This window comes from Stenotrophomonas maltophilia group sp. Smal13 (assembly GCF_030236855.1).
Lineage (GTDB): Bacteria > Pseudomonadota > Gammaproteobacteria > Xanthomonadales > Xanthomonadaceae > Stenotrophomonas > Stenotrophomonas maltophilia_A.
On record NZ_JASJSQ010000065.1, the window covers coordinates 1 to 20,181 of the forward strand.

The 20,181-nt window shown below is 63.4% G+C and carries 18 protein-coding genes; 17 read left to right on the forward strand and 1 reads right to left on the reverse strand.

All coding sequences use genetic code 11. The features are described from left to right. Positions 1 to 246 precede the first annotated feature (246 nt). On the forward strand, positions 247 to 1,236 hold the full coding sequence (locus tag QRO95_RS18315) for a fumarylacetoacetate hydrolase family protein (RefSeq protein WP_032127967.1): 990 nt from the start codon (positions 247 to 249) through the stop codon (positions 1,234 to 1,236). Between the two features lie 14 nt (positions 1,237 to 1,250). Further along, positions 1,251 to 1,919, forward strand: a complete 669-nt coding sequence (gene maiA, locus QRO95_RS18320; RefSeq protein ID WP_285303147.1) for a maleylacetoacetate isomerase — start codon at positions 1,251 to 1,253, stop codon at positions 1,917 to 1,919. Between the two features lie 75 nt (positions 1,920 to 1,994). On the opposite strand, the gene QRO95_RS18325 is transcribed toward maiA, so the two are convergent. Further along, positions 1,995 to 3,122: a PilT/PilU family type 4a pilus ATPase gene (locus QRO95_RS18325; protein ID WP_032127971.1), complete on the reverse strand. Its 1,128-nt coding sequence runs from the start codon at positions 3,120 to 3,122 to the stop codon at positions 1,995 to 1,997. A 121-nt stretch (positions 3,123 to 3,243) separates the two neighbouring features. Here QRO95_RS18325 and QRO95_RS18330 point away from each other — a divergent pair, with 121 nt between their 5' ends. From QRO95_RS18330 to QRO95_RS18400, 15 genes are all read left to right on the forward strand, one after another. Continuing rightward, a complete protein-coding gene (locus tag QRO95_RS18330) occupies positions 3,244 to 3,609 on the forward strand; it encodes a DUF4398 domain-containing protein (protein WP_049398394.1) in 366 nt (121 codons plus the stop codon). Continuing rightward, on the forward strand, positions 3,606 to 4,490 hold the full coding sequence (locus tag QRO95_RS18335; protein ID WP_121504819.1) for an OmpA family protein: 885 nt from the start codon (positions 3,606 to 3,608) through the stop codon (positions 4,488 to 4,490). Before QRO95_RS18330 ends, QRO95_RS18335 begins: the two co-directional genes overlap by 4 nt. A 324-nt stretch (positions 4,491 to 4,814) precedes the next feature. Continuing rightward, positions 4,815 to 5,051, forward strand: coding sequence for a YdcH family protein (locus tag QRO95_RS18340; protein WP_004154075.1), 237 nt, complete (start codon positions 4,815 to 4,817; stop codon positions 5,049 to 5,051). Between the two features lie 300 nt (positions 5,052 to 5,351). After that, positions 5,352 to 6,722, forward strand: a complete 1,371-nt coding sequence (locus QRO95_RS18345) for a pyridoxal-phosphate dependent enzyme (RefSeq protein WP_032127973.1) — start codon at positions 5,352 to 5,354, stop codon at positions 6,720 to 6,722. Positions 6,723 to 6,845: 123 nt separating this feature from the next. After that, positions 6,846 to 8,033 carry a cystathionine gamma-synthase gene (locus QRO95_RS18350; protein WP_149908752.1) on the forward strand — a complete coding sequence of 396 codons (1,188 nt, stop codon included), beginning with the start codon at positions 6,846 to 6,848 and terminating at the stop codon, positions 8,031 to 8,033. A gap of 53 nt (positions 8,034 to 8,086) precedes the next feature. After that, entirely contained in the window at positions 8,087 to 8,902 is an 816-nt protein-coding gene (locus QRO95_RS18355) for an ABC transporter permease (RefSeq protein ID WP_049461335.1), read from the forward strand. Further along, positions 8,892 to 10,319: an ABC transporter ATP-binding protein gene (locus QRO95_RS18360; RefSeq protein WP_285303148.1), complete on the forward strand. Its 1,428-nt coding sequence runs from the start codon at positions 8,892 to 8,894 to the stop codon at positions 10,317 to 10,319. Before QRO95_RS18355 ends, QRO95_RS18360 begins: the two co-directional genes overlap by 11 nt. Continuing rightward, a complete protein-coding gene (locus QRO95_RS18365) occupies positions 10,316 to 12,835 on the forward strand; it encodes a glycosyltransferase (protein ID WP_285303149.1) in 2,520 nt (839 codons plus the stop codon). Before QRO95_RS18360 ends, QRO95_RS18365 begins: the two co-directional genes overlap by 4 nt. Next, positions 12,832 to 14,031 (forward strand): glycosyltransferase family 4 protein, encoded by a 1,200-nt coding sequence (locus QRO95_RS18370; RefSeq protein WP_285303150.1) that lies wholly within the window; start codon positions 12,832 to 12,834, stop codon positions 14,029 to 14,031. The genes QRO95_RS18365 and QRO95_RS18370 overlap by 4 nt, the downstream gene beginning before the upstream one ends. Before the next feature lie 21 nt (positions 14,032 to 14,052). Continuing rightward, positions 14,053 to 14,991 carry a UDP-glucuronic acid decarboxylase family protein gene (locus QRO95_RS18375; RefSeq protein WP_049461344.1) on the forward strand — a complete coding sequence of 313 codons (939 nt, stop codon included), beginning with the start codon at positions 14,053 to 14,055 and terminating at the stop codon, positions 14,989 to 14,991. 5 nt (positions 14,992 to 14,996) lie between these two features. Continuing rightward, the gene (locus QRO95_RS18380) at positions 14,997 to 15,944 is read left to right on the forward strand and encodes a glycosyltransferase (protein WP_049461346.1); all 948 of its coding nucleotides are present in this window, start codon (positions 14,997 to 14,999) and stop codon (positions 15,942 to 15,944) included. Continuing rightward, positions 15,928 to 16,326 carry a GtrA family protein gene (locus QRO95_RS18385; RefSeq protein WP_049461348.1) on the forward strand — a complete coding sequence of 133 codons (399 nt, stop codon included), beginning with the start codon at positions 15,928 to 15,930 and terminating at the stop codon, positions 16,324 to 16,326. Before QRO95_RS18380 ends, QRO95_RS18385 begins: the two co-directional genes overlap by 17 nt. Further along, entirely contained in the window at positions 16,323 to 16,922 is a 600-nt protein-coding gene (locus tag QRO95_RS18390; RefSeq protein WP_049461350.1) for a hypothetical protein, read from the forward strand. The genes QRO95_RS18385 and QRO95_RS18390 overlap by 4 nt, the downstream gene beginning before the upstream one ends. Beyond that, the gene (locus tag QRO95_RS18395; protein WP_285303151.1) at positions 16,909 to 18,942 is read left to right on the forward strand and encodes a hypothetical protein; all 2,034 of its coding nucleotides are present in this window, start codon (positions 16,909 to 16,911) and stop codon (positions 18,940 to 18,942) included. Before QRO95_RS18390 ends, QRO95_RS18395 begins: the two co-directional genes overlap by 14 nt. A 28-nt stretch (positions 18,943 to 18,970) precedes the next feature. Continuing rightward, positions 18,971 to 20,137, forward strand: a complete 1,167-nt coding sequence (locus tag QRO95_RS18400; protein WP_285303152.1) for a nucleotide sugar dehydrogenase — start codon at positions 18,971 to 18,973, stop codon at positions 20,135 to 20,137. Positions 20,138 to 20,181: the final 44 nt, after the last annotated feature.

The window sequence follows — 20,181 nt, forward strand, 5'->3', positions numbered from 1 at the left end:
CCATCGAGCCCCCAGGGACGGGTTTACGGCGTGTCCTGCCCACCCACACCGTCCCGCCCAGCTCACAGACAACCCAGAGCCTGCTGTTGCTGTTGACGTTGCCCTGGCTTGAAGCAGGTGCAGGGCTGCAAGCCCTGCCGAACCCCCCACTACGGTAGGGTGGGCCGATGCCGCGCTGCAGCTTGGCGTCGACGCAGATTTGATTACACTTGAAACTTGTTTGCCCACGACTCCGGACACCCACCCATGAAGCTTGGTTCTTTGAAGGAAGGCGGCCGCGACGGCACCCTGATCGTCGTCTCGCGTGACCTGCGCCACGGCGTGCGCGCCACCGGCATTGCCGCCACCCTGCAGCAGGCCCTCGAGGACTGGAGCCACATCGCGCCGCGCCTGAACGCCCTGTACGAATCGCTCAACGCGGGCGACGCCGATGGCGTGTTCGACCTGGACCCGCAGGCGCTGGCCGCGCCGATGCCGCGTGCCTATGAGTTCGTCGATGGCAGCGCCTACCTGCCGCATGTCGAGCGCGTGCGCCGCGCCCGTGGCGCCGAGGTGCCGGAGAGCTTCTACACCGACCCGCTGATGTACCAGGCGACCAGCGCCGGTTTCTACGGTCCGCGCGACGCGGTCAAGGTGGTCAGCGAGGACTATGGCATCGACCTGGAAGCAGAGATCGTGGTGATCACCGACGACGTGCCGATGGCCGCCACCCCGGAACAGGCCGCAGGCCATATCCAGCTGGTCGGCCTGGTCAACGATGTCTCGCTGCGCAACCTGATTCCGGGCGAGCTGGCCAAGGGCTTCGGCTTCCTGCAGTCCAAGCCGCGCTCGGCGCTGTCGCCGGTGTTCGTTACCCCTGACGAGCTGGGCGCCGCGTGGCAGGACAGCAAGGTGCACCTGCCGCTGCTGACCCACATCAACGGCCAGTGGTTCGGCGCGCCGGAAGCGGGCGTGGACATGCAGTTCAACTTCGCCCAGCTGGTCGCGCATGCGGCCAAGACCCGTCCGCTCAGCGCCGGCACCATCGTCGGCTCCGGCACCATCGCCAACGAGGACACCAGCAAGGGCGCCTCGTGCTTCGCCGAGCAGCGCGTGGTGGAGACCCTGCGCGACGGCAAGCCGAGCACGCCGTTCATGTCCTTCGGCGACGTGGTCCGCATCGAGATGCTCGATGCCGCCGGCAACAGCATCTTCGGTGCGATCGAGCAGCGCATCGAACAGGCGACCAGGCCCTGAGCAGAGAGGCGGCGATGGAGATCCCGGTCGAGGACGGCATCGTGCTGTACACCTACTGGCGATCCAGCGCCGCCTACCGCGTGCGCATCGGCCTGGAGCTGAAGGGCCTGGCCTGGGAAGCCCGGCCGGTGCACCTGGTGCGCGAAGGTGGCGAGCAGCATCTTGACGCCTATCGCGCACTCAATCCGCAGCAGCTGGTGCCAACCCTGCTGCATGACGGGCATGCACTGACCCAGTCGCTGGCGATCCTTGAATACCTGGAAGAACGCTTCCCGCAGGTGCCGTTGCTGCCGGCCGATGCCGGCGGCCGTGCGCGGGTGCGTGCGCTGGCCCAGCTGGTGGCCTGCGACATCCACCCGATCAACAACCTGCGGGTGATGCAGTACCTGGAGCGCACCCTGCAGGTGCCTGCCGACGCCCGCACGCAGTGGACCCTGCACTGGATCGCCGAGGGTTTCGCTGCCATGGAGGCAATGTTGGCCAACAGCAGCGCGACGGGCACCTTCTGCCACGGTGACCGTCCCGGCCTGGCCGATATCTGTCTGCTGCCGCAGCTGTACAACGCGCATCGCTTCGGCCTGGACCTGGCGCCGTACCCGACCCTGCGCCGTATCGAAGCTGCCTGCCAGGCACTGGACGCCTTCGACCGCGCACGCCCGGAAAACCAGCCCGACGCCGCCTGAAAGTAGAGGGGACGGAGGGGATTAAGTCGTAAATGCACTTACGACTTAATCCCCTCCGTCCCCTTTTTCGTGCGGTCAGAACCCGTGAGTGATGCTTGGCTGCCCGGCCGAGAAATCCGCATACGGGTCGTGCTCGCCGCTGCTGCCTTCGGACAGGCGGAACTTCAGGGCCAGGCCATCGCGCGAGTCGGCCGCGCGCAGCGCTTCCTCCTGCTCGATGATGCCGGCCTTGGCCAGACGGAACAGGCACTGGTCGAAACTCTCCATGCCTTCCTCCAGCGAGCCTTCCATCGCCGCCTTGATCTCGTGCACCTGGCCGCGACGCAGCAGGTCACGGATCATCGGCGTGTTGATCAGCACCTCGGTGGCCGGCAGGCGACGGCCCTCCTTGTTCTTTACCAGGCGCTGGCTGATCACCGCACGCAGGTTCAGCGCCAGGTTCATCAGCACGTTCTTGTGCGCGCTTTCCGGGAAGAAGTTGAGGATGCGCTCGATGGTCTGGTCGGCGTTGTTGGAGTGCAGGGTGGCCAGGCACAGGTGGCCGGTTTCGGCGAAGGCGATCGCCGCCTCCATCGTTTCCGCATCCAGGATTTCGCCGATCAGGATCACGTCCGGCGCTTCACGCATCGCGTTCTTCAGCGCGTTGTGGAATGCATGGGTGTCCAGCCCGACCTCGCGCTGGTTGACGATCGACATCTTGTGCTTGTGCAGGTACTCGATCGGGTCCTCGATGGTGAGGATGTGACCGGTGGTGGTGCTGTTGCGGTGGTCGATCATCGACGCCAGCGAGGTGGACTTGCCGGAACCGGTGGACCCCACCACCAGCACCAGCCCGCGCGGGGTCATGATGACGTCCTTCAGCACCTGCGGCAGGTTCAGCTCCTCGATGCTCGGGATGCGGCTGCGGATGGCGCGGATGACCATGCCCACTTCGCCGCGCTGCTTGAACACGTTGACGCGGAAGCGCCCGGCATCGGGCAGGGCGATGGCCATGTTGAGCTCCAGCTCGCGCTCGAACTGCGGCACCTGGCCTTCGTCCATCAGCGAGTAGGCGATCTTCTTGACCATGCCCGGCGGCAGGCCGGTGTTGCCCAGCGGATAAAGCTTCCCCTCGATCTTGATGTAGACCGGTGCTCCGGTGGTCAGGAACATGTCCGAAGCGTTCTTTTCGGTCATCAGCTTCAGGAAGTAGCCGATATCCATTGCGAATTTTCCCCAACGAAACGGCCGACGCCCGTTGCCAGCACGGTGTCGGCTTGACGACAATGGCCGTGAACCGACAACCGGTACGGCCTCCCCAATGAAACGACTTAGCTTCGCACGAATGCGCCATGGCCTGTATGTGATGGCGTTTGCATTCGCACTGTCTGCCCCCGCCTGGGCGCAGGACGGCGCACTGGAACTGGCCCAGGCCCGGCAGGCGGTCGACAAGGCCACCCAGGCCGACGCCGACCAGTACGCCCCGGACCTGATCGGGCTGGCCCGGCAGGGGCTGGAACAGGCCCAGCGTGCTGCCGGCGACCGCCGCGAGCGCAAGAACGCCCCGGCGATCGCCCTGCGCGCCGCTGCCGATGCCGACCTGGCCCGCGCCCGCAGCGAGGAAGCCACCGTCACCGCGCAGCTGCAGCTGCGCCGCAACGAGGTCAACCAGCTGCAACGCCAGCTGTCGACCGGGGAGGACCGCCGGTGAAGCCGATGACTGCCGCAACCCTGGCTGCCCTGCTGACGCTGCCGACCCTGGCCCTGGCCGCCGACAACCCGATGGTGGCGCAACTGAGCCAGCGTCTGATGGCCATCCAGGCCAATCCCGACACGGCTGAGCTGGGCGCCTTCGAGCGCATGCAGGCCCAGCAGGCCATCGCCACCCTGGACAAGGCCAAGCGCCGCGACCAGGAGCTGGCCACCTACCTGGCCGAGCGCCGGGTGGAGATTGCCGAGACTGCCGTGCGTGCCGCATTGGCCGCGCGTGAGGTCGATCGCCTCGAGCGCACCCGCAGTGATCTGCTGATCGAGGCCAGCCGCCGCGATGCCGCCCGTGCCCGCCAGGAGGCCGAGCAGCTGCGCATGCAGGCGCAGATGCAGGCCGAGGAGGCTGAGCGCCTGCGCCAGGCCGCCGAGGCCGAGACCCTGGCCCGCCAGGATGCCGAGAATGCTCTGACCAGCGTGGCCGGCAAGCAGCAGCAGCGCCTCAGCGCCGCCCAGCAGAACGCCGCCAAGCTGGCCCGCGAGGAAGCCGAGCTGGTATCCGGGCAGAAGTTGCCGGGCTCGAAGTTCGATGGCCGTGGCGAAGTCTTCACCTTCAATGGTGACGCATTTGCCGCTGGCGCCTCCAGCCTGTCCGGTGGGGCCCGCAACCAGACCAAGGCACTGGCCGAGTACCTGAACATCGGCAAGAAGGGCCGCCTGCGCATCGAGGCCTATGACAGCGCCAACGGGGTCGGTCAGAAGCGTGCCGAGGCCCTGCGCGATGCCCTGGTCGCGGCGGGTGTCGCGAGCAACCGGATCCAGCTCAGCGGCAAGAAGGCGGCGTCCACCCGGGCACGCTCGGCCGAGGTCATCATCGCCCCGTAATTGCTTGATATTGTTTGTTTTTCGTTGCGATGAGCATTCAGCCTGAACCCCGCCCCGGCGGGGTTCGGTCTTTTTGCCGCAGGGGTCTTGTACCCCGCCTTGAGCAGGCGTAGGGTCAATCGTCCGGGACGCAATGCCGCGGACCGGACGATGGGAGGGCCGGGCCGATGCAAACAGGGCGCGAACCGCAGCAGATCGACGTGCGCAGGCCAGTGCCGCAGGTCGTTGCAGGCGTCCAGGTGGCCATCGACCGGCGCTCCTCCATGAACAACGCCCCGTGCCTTGCGGCCGGGGCGTTCGTGTATCTGTCGAAGGAGGTCCATCATGTTTGAAGATCAGCCCCAGAGCGAGATCGACGCCCGTCGCGCGCGTGATCCGGAGTTCAGGGCACTCCATGACCAGCACCGCAAGTTGAACAAGAAGTGCATGGACGCGGAGTTGGGTGTACTCCCGATCGATGATGTCACCCTGGGTCGCATGAAGCGCGAGAAGCTGCTGGCCAAGCAACGACTTCTGCGAATGTACGAAACACCGCTCCCAATGACGTCCCCCACGCTTTGACGCACCCCGTCACGCCCGGAACGGCGTGACCCGGCCATCGATGGCCCCGCCGGGCGCTCCTGCCCCGGCATCGCGGCACCGCCGATGAGGCGGCCGCGCCAAGGCACCACAGGCCGTGGTGCCTTGGCCTGCAGGCACAACTCACCGATGCGGGCGGTACCGGTCTCCTCGTCGATCCGGGGCCGTCCGCATCTCTTTTTTACGGTGGACAGGCTGCGGCCCTGCCGACCTGACTTTCATCGCCATCCGTCGGATAATCATCGGTCCGGCCCTGTGCGGCGCGAACCGAAAGTCCTCCGAATGCCCATCCATTCTTCCGTCCTCGAACTCATCGGCCAGACCCCGATCGTCAAGGCCCAGCGCCTGGACACCGGCGTCTGCGAGCTCTACCTGAAGCTGGAGAGCGCCAACCCGGGCGGATCGATCAAGGATCGCATCGGCCTGTCGATGATCGAGGCGGCGGAAAAGCGCGGCGACCTGAAGCCCGGTGCCACCCTGGTCGAGGGCACGGCTGGCAACACCGGCCTGGGCCTGGCGCTGGTGGCCCAGCAGAAGGGCTATAAGCTCATTCTGGTCGTTCCCGACAAGATGAGCCGGGAAAAGATCTTCAATCTGAAGGCGATGGGCGCCGAAGTGCGCCTGACGCGCTCGGACGTGGCCAAGGGCCATCCGGAGTACTACCAGGACCTGGCCAAGACCATCGCCGAGCAGACCCCGGGCGCCTACTTCATCAACCAGTTCGGCAACCCGGACAATCCGGCCGCGCATGAATTCGGTACCGGCCCGGAAATCCTCGAGCAGATGGGCGGCGACCTTGACGCCATCGTGTTCGGCTGCGGCAGCTCCGGCACCATGACCGGCCTGTCGCGTGCCTTCGCCAAGCTGTCGCCGAAGACCGAGCTGGTGCTGGCCGATCCGGTCGGTTCGATCCTGGCCGAGTACATCAACGACGGCAATCTGAACGACAAGTCGGGCAGCTGGCTGGTGGAAGGCATCGGCGAGGACTTCCTGCCGTCGATCTCCGATTTCAGCCGCGTCAAGAAGGCTTATGCCATCAGCGACGCCGAGAGCTTCCACACCGCACGCGAACTGCTGGGCAAGGAAGGCATCCTGGGTGGTTCGTCCACCGGCACCCTGCTGGCCGCCGGCCTGAAGTACTGCAAGGAGCAGACCACGCCGAAGAAGGTGCTGGTGCTGGTGCCGGATACCGGCAACAAGTACCTGTCGAAGATGTACAACGACTACTGGATGCTGGACAACGGTTTCCTGCAGCGCCCGCAGCACGGCGACCTGCGCGACCTGATCCTGCGCCCTTACGGCCAGCGCGACACCGTGGTGATCGGTCCGAACGACCTGCTGACCACTGCCTACCAGCGCATGAAGCTGTACGACGTGTCGCAGCTGCCGGTGATGGACGGCGAGCAGCTGGTCGGCATCGTCGACGAAAGCGACGTGCTGCTGCACGTGTATGGCGATGAGGCACGCTTCCGCGACACCGTCGCCACCGCGATGGTCAGCAAGCTGGACCGGCTGGACGTGAAGTCGCCGATCGAGGCGCTGCTGCCGGTGTTCGACCGCGGCCAGGTGGCGATCGTGATGGACGGCGACACTTTCCTGGGCCTGATCACCCGTATCGATCTGCTGAACTATCTGCGCCGTCGCGTGCAGTAAGCCGCTGATCGCCGACGTTCACTGCTGAATCCTGGTTTATCCGCGTCAAAGGTCGTTAAGGCCGCGCTGGTAGACTTCCGCACCTTCGATGGCGCCGTGCGTCGGCGCCCCTCAGGAAAGAACATGTCCAACGCAACTTCCCAGGATCGCGCCCTGGCCCTGGCTACCCTGGCCATCCACGGTGGCCAGTCGCCCGACCCCAGCACCGGCGCGGTGATGCCGCCGATCTACGCCACCTCGACCTACGCCCAGTCCAGCCCGGGCGAGCATCAGGGCTTCGAGTACTCGCGTACCCACAACCCGACCCGCTTCGCCTATGAGCGTTGCGTGGCGTCGCTGGAAGGCGGCACCCGCGGCTTTGCCTTCGCTTCGGGCATGGCGGCCAGCTCGACCGTGATCGAGCTGCTGGACGCCGGCAGCCATGTGGTGGCAATGGACGATATCTACGGCGGCAGCTTCCGTCTGTTCGAGCGCGTGCGTCGCCGCACCGCCGGGCTGGACTTCAGCTTCGTCGACCTGACCGATCTGGCGGCGTTTGAAGCCTCCATCACGCCGAAGACGAAGATGGTGTGGATCGAGACCCCGACCAACCCGATGCTGAAGATCGTCGACATCGCTGCGGTCGCTGCCATCGCCAAGCGCCATGGCCTGATCGTCGTCGTCGACAACACCTTCGCCTCGCCGATGCTGCAGCGCCCGCTGGAACTGGGTGCGGACCTGGTCCTGCATTCGGCCACCAAGTATCTCAATGGCCACTCGGACATGGTCGGCGGCATGGTCGTGGTCGGCGACAACGCCGAACTGGCCGAGCAGATGGCCTTCCTGCAGAACTCGGTGGGTGGTGTGCAGGGCCCGTTCGACAGCTTCCTGGCCCTGCGTGGCCTGAAGACCCTGCCGCTGCGCATGAAGGCGCACTGCGCCAACGCGCTGGCGCTGGCCCAGTGGCTGGAGAAGCACCCGGCCGTGGAAAAAGTGATCTACCCGGGCCTGGCCTCGCACCCGCAGCATGAGCTGGCCGGCAAGCAGATGGCCGGTTACGGCGGCATCGTTTCGATCGTGCTCAAGGGCGGTTTCGAGGCGGCCAAGCGCTTCTGCGAGAAGACCGAACTGTTCACTCTGGCCGAGTCGCTGGGCGGCGTGGAAAGCCTGGTGAACCATCCGGCGGTGATGACGCATGCCTCGATTCCGGTCGCGCGGCGCGAGCAGCTGGGTATCAGCGACGCGCTGGTAAGGCTGAGCGTGGGTGTTGAAGAGTTGGGGGATCTGCAGGTGGATCTGGAAAGGGCGTTGGGCGGGAACGCGGCGACCTGAGCCTGCCTACGCCACCCCATGGGAATCAGACTGCCAACTGGAATACACGCGTCATGAATGCGATAACACCTGCTGCCATGCTCCGGTCACTCTGGAGCAATCGCGGCATCATCTGGCTGCTCGGGAAACGCGACGTCCAGAACAAGTACAAGGGATCGTTCGGCGGCTTGTTATGGACATTGATCAATCCGCTGTTGATGCTGCTCATCTACACCTTCGTCTTTGCAGTGATCTTCAAGGCCCGCTGGCATGGCCAGGTAGGGGACAGTCGGGCCCAGTTCGCGCTCGTGATGTTCGTCGGCGTCATCATCCATGGCTTCTTCGCCGAGATGGTGAATCGTGCGCCGGGCATGATCTTCGAGAACACGAATTACGTTACGAAGGTCGTCTTCCCGCTTGAAGCGCTGCCGGTGATCAGCCTCGGCTCCGCGCTGTTCCATACGCTGGCAAGCGCCTTGGTGCTGCTGGTGGGCCTGTTGATCTGCAATGGCGGCCTCCATTGGCATGCGCTGTTGTTCCCCGTGGTGTTGGCGCCATTGCTGGTGATGGCTGTGGGGATAACTTGGATACTCGCCGCGCTGGGCGTGTTCATCCGAGACCTGAAGCAGACCACCACGTTCGTCACCACTGCAATGCTCTTCCTGTCGCCGGTGTTCTATCCGCAATCGGCGTGGCCAGAGAAATACCAGAAACTCTTCCTGCTCAACCCGCTTACCTTCATCATGGAGCAATCGCGCCAAGTGCTGGTGTGGGGCAAGCTCCCTGATTTCGTCGGCCTGGCGGCATACCTGTCGATCGCGCTGCTCGTTGCTTTCGCAGGGTTCGCCGTGTTCCAGAAGATGCGCAAGGGGTTTGCCGATGTCATGTGAAAATCCGGGCCAGCCCGAACTCGCCATCGAAGTGACCGGGTTGGGCAAGTATTACGAGATCTACGCCGATCCCAAGGACCGGCTCAAGCAGTTCGTCCTGCCGGTGCTTGATCGGGCGCTGGGTGGCGAACCGAAGCAGTACCACCGTGAGTTCTGGGCACTGAGGGACGTTTCCTTCAAGGTCCGTCGCGGCGAGACCGTTGGAATCATCGGACGCAATGGCTCCGGAAAGTCGACGCTCCTGCAGCTTGTCTGCGGCACGCTGACGCCGTCCAGCGGACAGGTGAGCACCACGGGCCGCATCGCCGCGTTGCTGGAGCTGGGTTCGGGCTTCAATCCGGAGTTCACCGGTCGCGAGAACATCATGTTGAGCGGAGCGCTGTTCGGGCTGACGGCCCAGCAGATGGAGGAACGCTACGACGACATCGTGGCCTTCTCCGGCATCCCGGATTTCATCGACCAACCGGTTAAAACTTACTCCAGCGGCATGGTCGTGCGGCTTGCGTTTTCCGTGATCGCCCACGTCGACGCCGATATCCTGGTCGTGGATGAGGCGCTCTCGGTGGGAGATGCCTACTTCACGCAGAAGTGCATGCGTTTCCTGCGCTCTTTCATGAAGCGAGGGACGCTGCTCTTCTGCAGCCACGACATGGGGGCCATCATCAACCTGTGCGAGCGCGCAATCTGGCTCGACAAGGGTGTCATGCGCATGAACGGCGCGCCCAAGGAACTGTCGCAGGAGTACCTGGCGTCGCTGTTCGAACCGGAGGATGGCAGCATGGCAGAGACTGCTCTGGTCGAAGGCGGTGGAGGCGAAGTCGAAGTCGAAGACACGTCCGCGGATGGCCAGCCTTCCCCGTTGGAGTTGACCGCGGAACCCGCCTATGTGGATATGAGACAGACGCTCATCGATGCGTCGATGCTCCGGAACGACATCGAGGTCTTCCAGTTCGACGAGAACCGTGCTTCGTTCGGGACGGGCGCTGCGCGCATCACCGCGGTGCATCTACTGGATGCGCAGGGCCAGAAGGTGAACTGGGCGATAGGCGGGCAGGACGTCAAGCTTCGGATCATCGCGCGCGCCAACGAACAGATCAGCCGGCCCATCGTGGGGTTCGTCGTGAAGGACAAGCTGGGGCAGATAATCTTTGCCGACAACACATACCTGGCGCACCGCGACCGTGCCATCGTGGTTCCGCGCAACGGCGAGGTCGCGGCGACGTTTGATTTCAGGTTTCCGGTACTTCCAGCGGGCGAATACAGCATTTCCCCAGCCATCGCCGAGGGCACCCAGGCCGACCATGTCCAGCACGAGTGGGTGCACGATGCGCTGATCCTCCACGTGCAGTCCAGCGCCGTCTGCCTGGGGCTATTTGGTGTGCCAATGCGAACTATTGAACTGGAGGCAACGTCGTGAGCCATGATCGATCCCAGGTGCCTGACGGCGAGATGAGCTTCACCGGCGAACGGTTTCTGCCGGGCGTTAGCGGCGAAATCGAGATGGAGCACTACCACCGCTACCAGCTCGCATCGCGCATTGTCGCCGGCAAGGATGTTCTGGATATCGCCTGCGGCGAAGGATATGGATCTGCCCTCCTGTCGATCGGTGCGGCGCGTGTCACCGGCGTGGACATCGATGCCGTGGCGGTGGCGCATGCGGCAGCGACCTATCCGCGCGAGGGGTTGGAGTTCAAGCTCGGCTCGTGCGCCGCCATCCCGGTGCCCGATGCGAGCGTGGATGTGGTGGTCAGCTTCGAGACCATCGAGCACCACAACCAGCACCAGGAGATGATGGCGGAGATCGTGAGAGTGCTGCGTCCTGGTGGCGTGCTCATGATGTCCAGCCCGGATCGCTACGAGTACTCCGATCGTCCTGGTTTCCGCAATGAGTTCCACGTCAAGGAGCTCTACAGGCAGGAACTGGAGGCGCTGGTGGGGGATTACTTCCCCAACTACCGACTGCTCGGGCAGCGCACCACGATGGCCTCCATGATCGGCCGCGTTGCCGATGGCGGTGGCGCGGCCGAGCCGGTAGCGCCAGGAATCCATTACTGGACCGAGAGCGAAGGGCTGGAGAGCGTCCGCTCGGGCAGCATGCCGCGCGAGCCGGTCTATTTCATCGTACTGGCGTCCGCCGGAGCCTTGCCCAGCTTGCCGGACTCCGTGTTTGAAGTTCCCGGCTATTTTGAATCGCGCGTGCAGCAGGTCGCGGACGATTACCGGCGGGAGATATCACGTATTGGCCAAGAGCGCGACGGTATGCTGCGCGACAAGGATGTGGCGTGGGAAGCGCGGGTCGAGCAGGTGGCTGCCGATTACCGGTCCGAGATAAACCGCATAGCGGCCGAGCGTGACCAAGCGCTGGCCGACAAGGACGCTGCCTGGGAGGCAGAGCTCAGGAAAGTCGCTCGGGAGTATGAGGATGCCCGTGGTGCTGGTACCGCAGGCGGCGACAGCGCGGGGCCGACGGCCCGCATGGAAGCCGCGCCGGCGACGGTGCCGGCAGGGCATGGTGCTGGGTCGCTGGCGATCGATTCCGACGATGGTGCTGGCGCGGGAGGCGCGGGCGATTGGACCGGCATGTTGCCCTTGGTCAGTCTGATCGTAGTCAACTACAACGGCATGCGTTATCTCCAGCCCTTGTTGGCGAGCCTTGGCGCCTTGAACTATCCGCGCTATGAGGTCGTCATGGTGGACAATGCCTCGTCTGACGGCTCGGTGGACTTCGTCCGCTCCGCCTTCCCGTGGGTAAGGATCGTGGAGTCGGGAGGCAACCTTGGATTCGCAGGAGGCAACAACCTTGGGATGCAAGTGGCTCGTGGCGACCTGATCGGCCTGATCAACAACGACACCGTCGTTGATCCCGATTGGTTGTCGGCGCTTGTCCGGGCACTGATGGACGAGCCGGATGTCACGGCGGCGGGTTCAAAGATCCTGTTCTTCCGGCGATACGTCGAGCTGACGATAGAAAGCCTGCCGTTCCAGCCCAGTGCGGGGGGCCAGTCCAGCGATACGCGCGAGCTTGGGATGCTTGTTGACGAAGCCAGTGGTTTTGTCGAAAGTGGCTACAAGAAGCCTTTGTACGGGGAGGGCTTCTGGGGCAGGGAACAGCACGGAGACCGGAGCGTGCGCTGGACGAGCGGGCGGGGCACGATCCGCCTGCCGCTACCGCCGGATCCGGTTGATGGACGGTATGTTCTTGAGTTGGATGTCTCCGGGACGAATGCCGCAGCGGGCCGTGAATTCACGGTGAGCCTCGCGGGTACGGTGCTGGGCACGGGTGTTCTTGCAGCGGATTATGCAAAGCATGTGTTTACTTGCCCGGCCGCCCTGCTCGATGGCGCTGCCTGTGACGTCATCAATAACGCTGGCACGCTGCTCGATGGCAATGGCGAGGCGGGTGACCGTGGAATCTACGAGGACGACCGTGGTCAGTATGATGAGCCGGAGGACATGCAGGCCCTTTGTGGCGCCGCCATGCTCATGCGCCGCTCTGCTCTGGTACAGGCGGGGCTCTTTGATTCGAACTTTTTCATGTACTACGAGGACACCGACCTGAGCTGGCGCCTGCGCAAGGGCGGGGGGCGCCTGCGTTACGTGCCGGCCAGCGTCGTACGCCATGTGCATACGGGATCCAGCGTCGAATGGTCGCCAGTCTTTGTTTTCCACGTCTCCAGGAATCATGTGCTGATCAAGATCAAACATGCCCCGGCCGCCGTCGCGGGCCGGGCCTACGGAAGGGAAGTACTGAGATGCCTGCGCTCTGCAGTCGCGGCAGCGCGTCGCGGCTTCACTGACAAGCGCCTGAACGCGGAGTTCGGGCTGCGTCTGCGCATCCAGCGTGACCTGTTCAAGCTGCTTCCAGTCGTACTGCGGCAACGTTGGGGCGGCCTGCCGTCCTGCAAGGATCGCATCGGGGCCGTCCCCGCATGAAAGTAGGCATCTATAATCGTTACTGGGCCACGATGGGCGGCGGTGAAAAACACGTCGGCACGATCGCGGAGATCCTGCTGGCCGAAGGCCACCAGGTGGACCTGATCCGCGTCGGCCCCGTCGACGAAGCAGAGTTCAGTAGCAGGATGAACCTCAACTTGGCGGGGGCACACTGGGTCGAGTGGCCCGGCTCCTCCTGCAGCGAGCTCGCGCCACGCTCGGCCGGGTACGATGTATTCATCAATTCCACTTACTGCTCTTCGATGGTCCCGCAGGCCAGAAAATCGCTGTACCTGGCATTCTTTCCCCATGAACTCATCGAGGCCGCGCCGCTTCCCAGGCTTTTTCAGCGTGCGGCGGGAAGATTTGATCGTACCGGACACCCTTGGCTTTCGCGTATGTCGAGTTTGGCGCAGCGCACGCTGCGTCGTGGCGTGGCGTCCAGTCGGCGCCCGTTCATCGACAGTTACGAAGATCCGATGGCGAACTCTGAATTCACGGCAGCGTGGATTCGCAAGCGCTGGGCGCGTGATGCCGTGGTGCTTCCTCCGCCAATCGACGTGGAGCGCTTCGGCTCGGTGGACCTGTCGAACAAGAAGAAGGTCATTCTGAGTGTCGGCCGCTTCTTCTCCGGCGGCCACAACAAAAAGCATATCGAGATGATCACTGCTTTCCGGCAAATGCACGACAAGGGCCTCGTGCCGGAGGGTTGGGAGTACCATCTCGCCGGCAGCGTCCATGCGGAAAGCGAGGAGCATCGCCGCTACTTCCAGAAGGTCAACGCACTGGCGGAGGGCTATCCGATCCGTATTCTCGGAAACCTTGGATCACGGGAGCTGCTGCAGGAGTATTCGGAGGCATCTATCTTCTGGCATGGTGCGGGCTGGGGGGAGCGTGGTGACCAGGAGCCCGAGAAACTGGAACACTTCGGAATGACCGCCTGCGAAGCGATGGCCGCCGGCGTCGTACCCATCGTGCAGCCGTTGGGCGGGCCACGCGAGGTCGTCACCGACGGCGTCGATGGCTATTACTTCAGTGACGCCAGGGAACTCCAGGAGCGCACCCTTTCCTTGATGAAGCTCTATGGGACGCCCGAACTGGCGCAGTGGGCCGCCCGCGCACGTGCCAGCGTCCAGAAGTATTCGCAGGCGAATTTCCGGGCCGGCTTCATCAAATTCTTCAACACGATCGCTTGATCACAGATTTAGGGCAGACATATGGCACGAGTACTGGTTACAGGTGGTGCGGGATTCCTTGGGTCGCACTTGTGCGATCGATTGGTCGAACGGGGCGACGAAGTCCTGTGCGTCGATAATTTCTACACGGGCTCCAAGCGGAACGTCGAGTCCCTGCTCTCGAACTCGCGCTTCGAGATGATGCGTCACGACGTGACCTTCCCGTTGTATGTCGAGGTGGACCGGATCTACAACCTGGCATGCCCGGCAAGCCCCGTGCACTACCAGCACGATCCGGTGCAGACGACGAAGACCAGCGTCCACGGCGCGATCAACATGTTGGGGCTTGCCAAGCGGACGCGTGCACGCATCCTGCAGGCCAGCACCAGCGAGGTCTACGGTGATCCGGAGATCCATCCGCAGGTGGAGGATTACTGGGGCAAGGTGAATCCGATCGGCATACGCAGCTGCTACGACGAAGGAAAGCGCTGTGCCGAAACTCTGTTCTTCGACTACTGGCGCCAGCACCAGCTGGAAATCAAGGTGATGCGTATCTTCAACACCTACGGCCCCCGCATGCATCCAGAAGATGGCCGGGTGGTCAGCAACTTCATCGTGCAGGCACTGCGCGGGGATGACATCACGATCTATGGTGATGGGCAGCAGACGCGCAGCTTCTGCTATGTCGACGATCTCATCAGCGGCATGATCAGCCTGATGGACAGCCCCGCAGAGCTGACCGGGCCGGTCAACATCGGCAATCCGGGCGAGTACAGCATGCTGGAACTGGCCGAAACGGTCATCCGGCTGGTGGGCGGCCACTCCAAGCTCGTGTTCAAGCCCCTGCCCTCGGACGATCCCCGCCAACGCCAGCCGGACATCTCGATGGCACGGGCGGCGCTTGGCTGGGAGCCTCGCGTGAGCCTGGAGGACGGCCTGAAGGAGACCATCGCCTACTTCCGCAAGCGCTTGCAGGAATGACGGATATGAAAAGCTCGTCGCTGGTCGTCGTGATGCCTGTTTACGAAGATGTCGAGGCTTCGTCCATGTTGTTCAGGGCTTTGGCACGGGACCAGGGCAATGATGTCTACATCGTCGCAGTCGACGATGGCTCCGTGCGGCAGCCGGTGGACGCCGCCGCGATCGCCGCTGCGGGTCTCGATGGCGTGGTCCTGAAGCTGCGGCGTAATGTCGGGCATCAGAAAGCCATCGCGATCGGGATCGGCTACGTATCCGAACACTTCGTCGATAGGCAGCGCGTGGTCGTCATGGACTCGGACGGCGAAGATACGCCGCGCAGCATCAGCGAGCTCCTGGAGGCGTTGGAGTCCCCCGACGTCGATATCGTCGTGGCCTCGCGCAAGAGCCGGGTGGAAACCTTGAAGTTCCGTGCGTTCTACGTCGTGTACAAGTGGTTGTTCGCGATGCTCAGCGGCCGGCGCATCAGCTTCGGCAACTTCATGGCGGCCAAGCTGCATGCGATCAAGCGCCTGGCGGTGATGCAGGAGCTTTGGGTGCACGTTGCGGCCTGCGTGCTGACATCCAAGTTGCGGGTGGCATCGGTAGCTGTCGACCGTGGCCCGCGCTACGCCGGCAAGAGCAAGATGAACTTCGTTGGGCTGGCACTGCACGGTTTTCGCGCGCTGATGGTGTTTGCCGAGGATGTGCTGGTACGCGTGGGCATCGCCTGCACCGCGATCGCCGGATTGTCAGTGCTTGGCACTGTCCTTGCACTCGGGCTCAAGGCGGTCGGATTCGCTACACCGGGTTGGTTCTCGCTGGTGACCGGCATCCTGTTGCTGGTGTTCCTGCAGACCGGTGCGCTGACGCTGATCATCCTGATGCTCTCCGGAACGCTGCGCAATGGCGGCATTCTTGAAGTCGGTGGCTACAGGGCGTTCATCGCCGAGATCCTGCATGCGCGCACTGAGTGAGCGCATGCTGGCCAGCGAGGTCGTCCGCTATGGGATCAACGGTTTGCTGGCGACCGCGCTGCACTTCATGGTCCTCTACTGCGCGCTGGAAGTATGGGGCTTTCGATCAGCGGGACTTGCCAATGGCGCCGCAGCCTGCGTGGGCATTGCCGCATCGTTCCTGGGCAGCCGCTACTTCGTCTTCCGCGCCTCCTCGGGCAGTTTCGTCGGCCAGGGTGTCCGGTTCGTAGCGCTTTACGCCGTCATCGCGCTCCTCCATGCACTCGTGCTCTACCTGTGGTCCGATCGAGCGGGCTGGGATTACCGTCTGGGCTTCCTCGTGGCGACTTGCGTGCAGGTGGCCTGTAGTTTTCTTGCAAACAAGTTGGTGGTCTTCAAATGAACAAGCTGGTCAAAGCGTTGCTCCTGACGTTGGCGTACGTCGTTACACTGATTGTCGTCTACATCGTGCACATGCGCTGGTTCAAGGTCGATGTCGTCCTGTACGCCAGTATTTTCGACGGCTTCCTGGCGGCTCTCATCGTCGGCGTGGCGGCACGAGGGGTGGGCGCGCTTTCCGGGTTCTCGGTGCTGGAGAAAGTCCAGCTGATCACGATCTGGCTGTTGGGCGGCTACCTGTTCGCCATATCCGTCCCGACTGTGATTGATCGATCATTGTCCTTCTATATTCTGGAGAAGATCCAACAACGCGGAGGCGGTATCCGTGAGGATGGTTTCGCACGCGTGTTCACTGATGAGTACCTCCCGGAGCACCATTTGGTGGAGGTGCGGCTGACGGAGCAGGAACAGTCGGGCACCATCGCCATCCACGATGGTTGCGTGCGGCTCACGCCCCGTGGCCAGGCTTTGGCAACCGCCAGCCGTTTCTATCGACAGAACTTCCTTCCACGCCAACGTCTGCTGATGGGCCAGTACACGGATGCACTGACCGATCCGTTCCGCTCCAGCAAGCAGGTGACCGACTATGAGTGCCAGTAAGAGCGCAGGCCGCTGGCGCAACGACCTGTTCGCTGCCTCGGTCTTCCTGCTCGTCGGGGTCGTGTTCTACCAACTCAAGGCGAACGCGTATTTCACGGCGGTCCCCGGCGATCTTATCGACGCCCGTTTCAACTCGGTGGTCCTTGAGCATGTCTACCTTTGGTTGACCGGCGCCACGCCCGATGTGTGGAGCCCAGGCTTCTTCTACCCGGTGGCCAACGTACTGGCCCTGAGCGACAACCATTTCGGCTCAATCCTTCCTTATGCGGCCTTCCGCTGGTGGGGGCTGGATCGCTCGGAGGCATTGTCGGCCTGGCTAATGCTGGGGGGCGTACTCAACTACGCGTGCGCCTACGTCGCCGCCCGTAGTTTGGGGCTGCGTCCTTCCGGCGCGGGAGCGGCGGCATTCGTATTTGCGTTTTCCCTTCCCGTTCTGGCACAGCAGGCGCATGCGCAGTTCGCATTCCGGATGTTCGTCCCTCTGCTGTTCCTAACCTTCTCCCGATGGCTGCAGCACGGCCGCCCCTCATCCCTAGCCTGGAGCTCCCTGCTGTTCGCTGCCCAAGTGTACTGTGCCATTTACACGGGTGTCTTCGCGGCCTACCTACTGCTGGCGATGACGGCCGCTTGGTTGCTGTTGGGGCGTGGCCGAACCCTAGCAGCGCAAGTCCGGGCCAGTTTCGGCAGGAACGAGTTGGGGCGCACGTTGGCCAGCCTTGCCGTCGTGCTCGCGTCTGCCATCGCAGTACTCGCCCTGCTGCGCAGCTATCACGCGGTAACTGAGGTACAGGGGTTCGTCAGGCCGCGCGACGAAATCCTGGGGATGTTGCCGCGGGTGTGGAGCTACCTGATCGCGGACTTCTCACCGCTGACGCGGTTCATCGGCGGCTCGATTGGTGACATCTCGATGCGCCACGAGCACCAGCTCTTCCTGGGCCTGGGCGTCCTGCTGTTCGCCGTCGTGGGGCTGCTCGTCGCCCTGCGGCGCATCGCCGATGCAGAACTGGGCATGCTGGCCGGCTTGGCCACGCTGGTGCTGGTGATCTGCACGCTCAACGTCAGCAATGTGTCGCTCTATCGTGTCTTCCTGCATCTTCCCGGCATTGATTCCATCCGTGCCGTTACACGCGTGATGCTCGTCATGGTGATGCCGATAGGCCTGCTTGCCGGCATCGGATTCCAGCGTGTCCTGCTGCTGGCCTCGCGTCGCGGTACCTGGACGGGCGCCCTGGCCTGTGTGGTTGCCTTTGTGTTGCTGACTGCCGAGTCTGTGACCTTCCAGGCTGGCCATGCGACCTTTGCCCAATGGCAACAACGGCAGGTAGCGTTCGCTGCCCGCGTTCCCGCTTCTGCACGGCAGGGTGACGTCCTATTCGCCGACAGGTCGGCCGAGGCCCCGTATCTTGACGACCTAGATGCCATGATTTACGCGCAGGACCACGGGATGTTCTCCGTGAACGGCTATTCGGGTTACGTGCCGAAGGGCGCGGGCGTGTCGGGCCCCTGTGAGTCGCCCGAAGGGTTTGCGCGCGCGTTCGGCGCCGTCAACGGCCTCGCTGCTCCTGCCATCGAAGCGCTTAGCCACCGCCTAGTACTAGTGCCGCTCGGGGACTGCTCCGGTGGCCGCATGAGCAGGATGTCCGGGCGAGTGGCGTTCGGTGTTGCAGAACACCTGCGCTTGGACATCACTGGCACCACGATCCAGCCGGGTCAGGTTGCGTTCACGCTCACGTTGGCCAATGGCTCGGATGGCGTCCTCTCGACCCGCGAGGTCCTGGGGCGCGACGTGCTGCTGTCGTGGCGGTTCATCCCCGACGGTCGCGACGAACGAGCCGTCGACTGGGATGCACGCCAAGCGCTGGTGTTGGAGTTGGCGCCCGGTGACCAGGCGGAGCTGCACGTCAAGGCGCCCGTCGCATCGGGGAGCTACACCCTGGAGGCGTCGCTGGTCCAAGAGACGATGTTCTGGTTCCACGATGAAGGCATGCGGATCCCGTCAGTCCACGTCGAAGTTCCTTGAATCCATTCTCCCCACAGAAGACACACGGATGAAGATCGCAATTGCAGGTACCGGGTACGTAGGCCTATCCAACGGCGTGTTGCTTGCGCGGAAACATGAGGTTGTCGCTGTCGACATCATGCCCGCTAAGGTAGAAGCGCTCAATGCGCGCAGGTCTCCCATCGCGGACGCCGAGCTGGAACAGGCATTGGCACACGACGCGCTGGATTTCCGCGCGACGCTCGAGCCCCGGGAGGCTTACGAAGGCGCGTCGTTCGTCATCATCGCCACGCCCACCGACTACGACCCCGACACCAATTACTTCAATACCCGTTCGATCGAGTCGGTCATCGCTGACGTGCTGGCCATTAATCCATCGGCCACGATGGTGATCAAGTCCACTATCCCGGTCGGCTACGTGCTCAAGGCACGTGAGAAGTTCGGCGTGGGCAACATCATCTTCTCGCCGGAGTTTCTGCGCGAGGGCCGCGCGCTGTACGACAACCTGCACCCGTCCCGCATCATCGTGGGCGAGCGTTCGCCCCGGGCCGAGGCGTTTGCACGCCTGCTCCAAGAGGGCGCCATCAAGCAGGACGTGCCCGTCCTGTTTACTGAACCGACCGAAGCCGAGGCCATCAAGCTCTTCGCCAATACTTACCTTGCCATGCGCGTGTCCTACTTCAACGAGCTGGATAGCTACGCGTTGACGCATGGGCTGGACTCGCGGCAGATCATCGAAGGCATCAGCTTCGATCCACGCATCGGCGGGCACTACAATAATCCATCCTTCGGATACGGTGGCTATTGCCTGCCCAAGGACACCCGGCAGCTTTTGGCCAACTACCAAAGCGTCCCTCAGACGTTGATCCGGGCCATCGTCGATTCGAACACTACGCGGAAGGACTTCATCGCGGCCGATATCCTGCGGCGCAATCCCCAGGTGGTGGGTATCTATCGCCTGATCATGAAGGCCGGTTCGGACAACTTCCGCTCATCCAGCATTCAAGGGATCATGAAGCGCTTGAAGGCTAAGGGCGTTGAGGTGATCGTGCACGAGCCGGAACTTCATGAAGACGCGTTCTTCCGCTCGCGGGTGGTAAACGACCTGGAATCCTTCAAGCAGCAAGCGGACCTGATCATCAGCAACCGGATGGCCGACGCCCTGCTGGATGTGAAGGACAAGGTGTATACCCGCGATCTTTTCGGCGACAACTGAAAAATGATCGAACAAGGCAGGCCGGTGACAGACCGGCCTGCCTT

What these genes read in the sequence shown, in the direction of transcription:
- QRO95_RS18315 (WP_032127967.1), top strand. Translation starts at nt 247, where the DNA reads ATGAAGCTTGGTTCTTTGAAGGAAGGCGGCCGCGACGGCACCCTGATC.
- maiA (WP_285303147.1), top strand. Translation starts at nt 1,251, where the DNA reads ATGGAGATCCCGGTCGAGGACGGCATCGTGCTGTACACCTACTGGCGA.
- QRO95_RS18325 (WP_032127971.1), bottom strand. Translation starts at nt 3,122, where the DNA reads ATGGATATCGGCTACTTCCTGAAGCTGATGACCGAAAAGAACGCTTCG.
- QRO95_RS18330 (WP_049398394.1), top strand. Translation starts at nt 3,244, where the DNA reads ATGCGCCATGGCCTGTATGTGATGGCGTTTGCATTCGCACTGTCTGCC.
- QRO95_RS18340 (WP_004154075.1), top strand. Translation starts at nt 4,815, where the DNA reads ATGTTTGAAGATCAGCCCCAGAGCGAGATCGACGCCCGTCGCGCGCGT.
- QRO95_RS18345 (WP_032127973.1), top strand. Translation starts at nt 5,352, where the DNA reads ATGCCCATCCATTCTTCCGTCCTCGAACTCATCGGCCAGACCCCGATC.
- QRO95_RS18350 (WP_149908752.1), top strand. Translation starts at nt 6,846, where the DNA reads ATGTCCAACGCAACTTCCCAGGATCGCGCCCTGGCCCTGGCTACCCTG.
- QRO95_RS18355 (WP_049461335.1), top strand. Translation starts at nt 8,087, where the DNA reads ATGAATGCGATAACACCTGCTGCCATGCTCCGGTCACTCTGGAGCAAT.
- QRO95_RS18360 (WP_285303148.1), top strand. Translation starts at nt 8,892, where the DNA reads ATGTCATGTGAAAATCCGGGCCAGCCCGAACTCGCCATCGAAGTGACC.
- QRO95_RS18370 (WP_285303150.1), top strand. Translation starts at nt 12,832, where the DNA reads ATGAAAGTAGGCATCTATAATCGTTACTGGGCCACGATGGGCGGCGGT.
- QRO95_RS18375 (WP_049461344.1), top strand. Translation starts at nt 14,053, where the DNA reads ATGGCACGAGTACTGGTTACAGGTGGTGCGGGATTCCTTGGGTCGCAC.
- QRO95_RS18380 (WP_049461346.1), top strand. Translation starts at nt 14,997, where the DNA reads ATGAAAAGCTCGTCGCTGGTCGTCGTGATGCCTGTTTACGAAGATGTC.
- QRO95_RS18385 (WP_049461348.1), top strand. Translation starts at nt 15,928, where the DNA reads ATGCGCGCACTGAGTGAGCGCATGCTGGCCAGCGAGGTCGTCCGCTAT.
- QRO95_RS18390 (WP_049461350.1), top strand. Translation starts at nt 16,323, where the DNA reads ATGAACAAGCTGGTCAAAGCGTTGCTCCTGACGTTGGCGTACGTCGTT.
- QRO95_RS18395 (WP_285303151.1), top strand. Translation starts at nt 16,909, where the DNA reads ATGAGTGCCAGTAAGAGCGCAGGCCGCTGGCGCAACGACCTGTTCGCT.
- QRO95_RS18400 (WP_285303152.1), top strand. Translation starts at nt 18,971, where the DNA reads ATGAAGATCGCAATTGCAGGTACCGGGTACGTAGGCCTATCCAACGGC.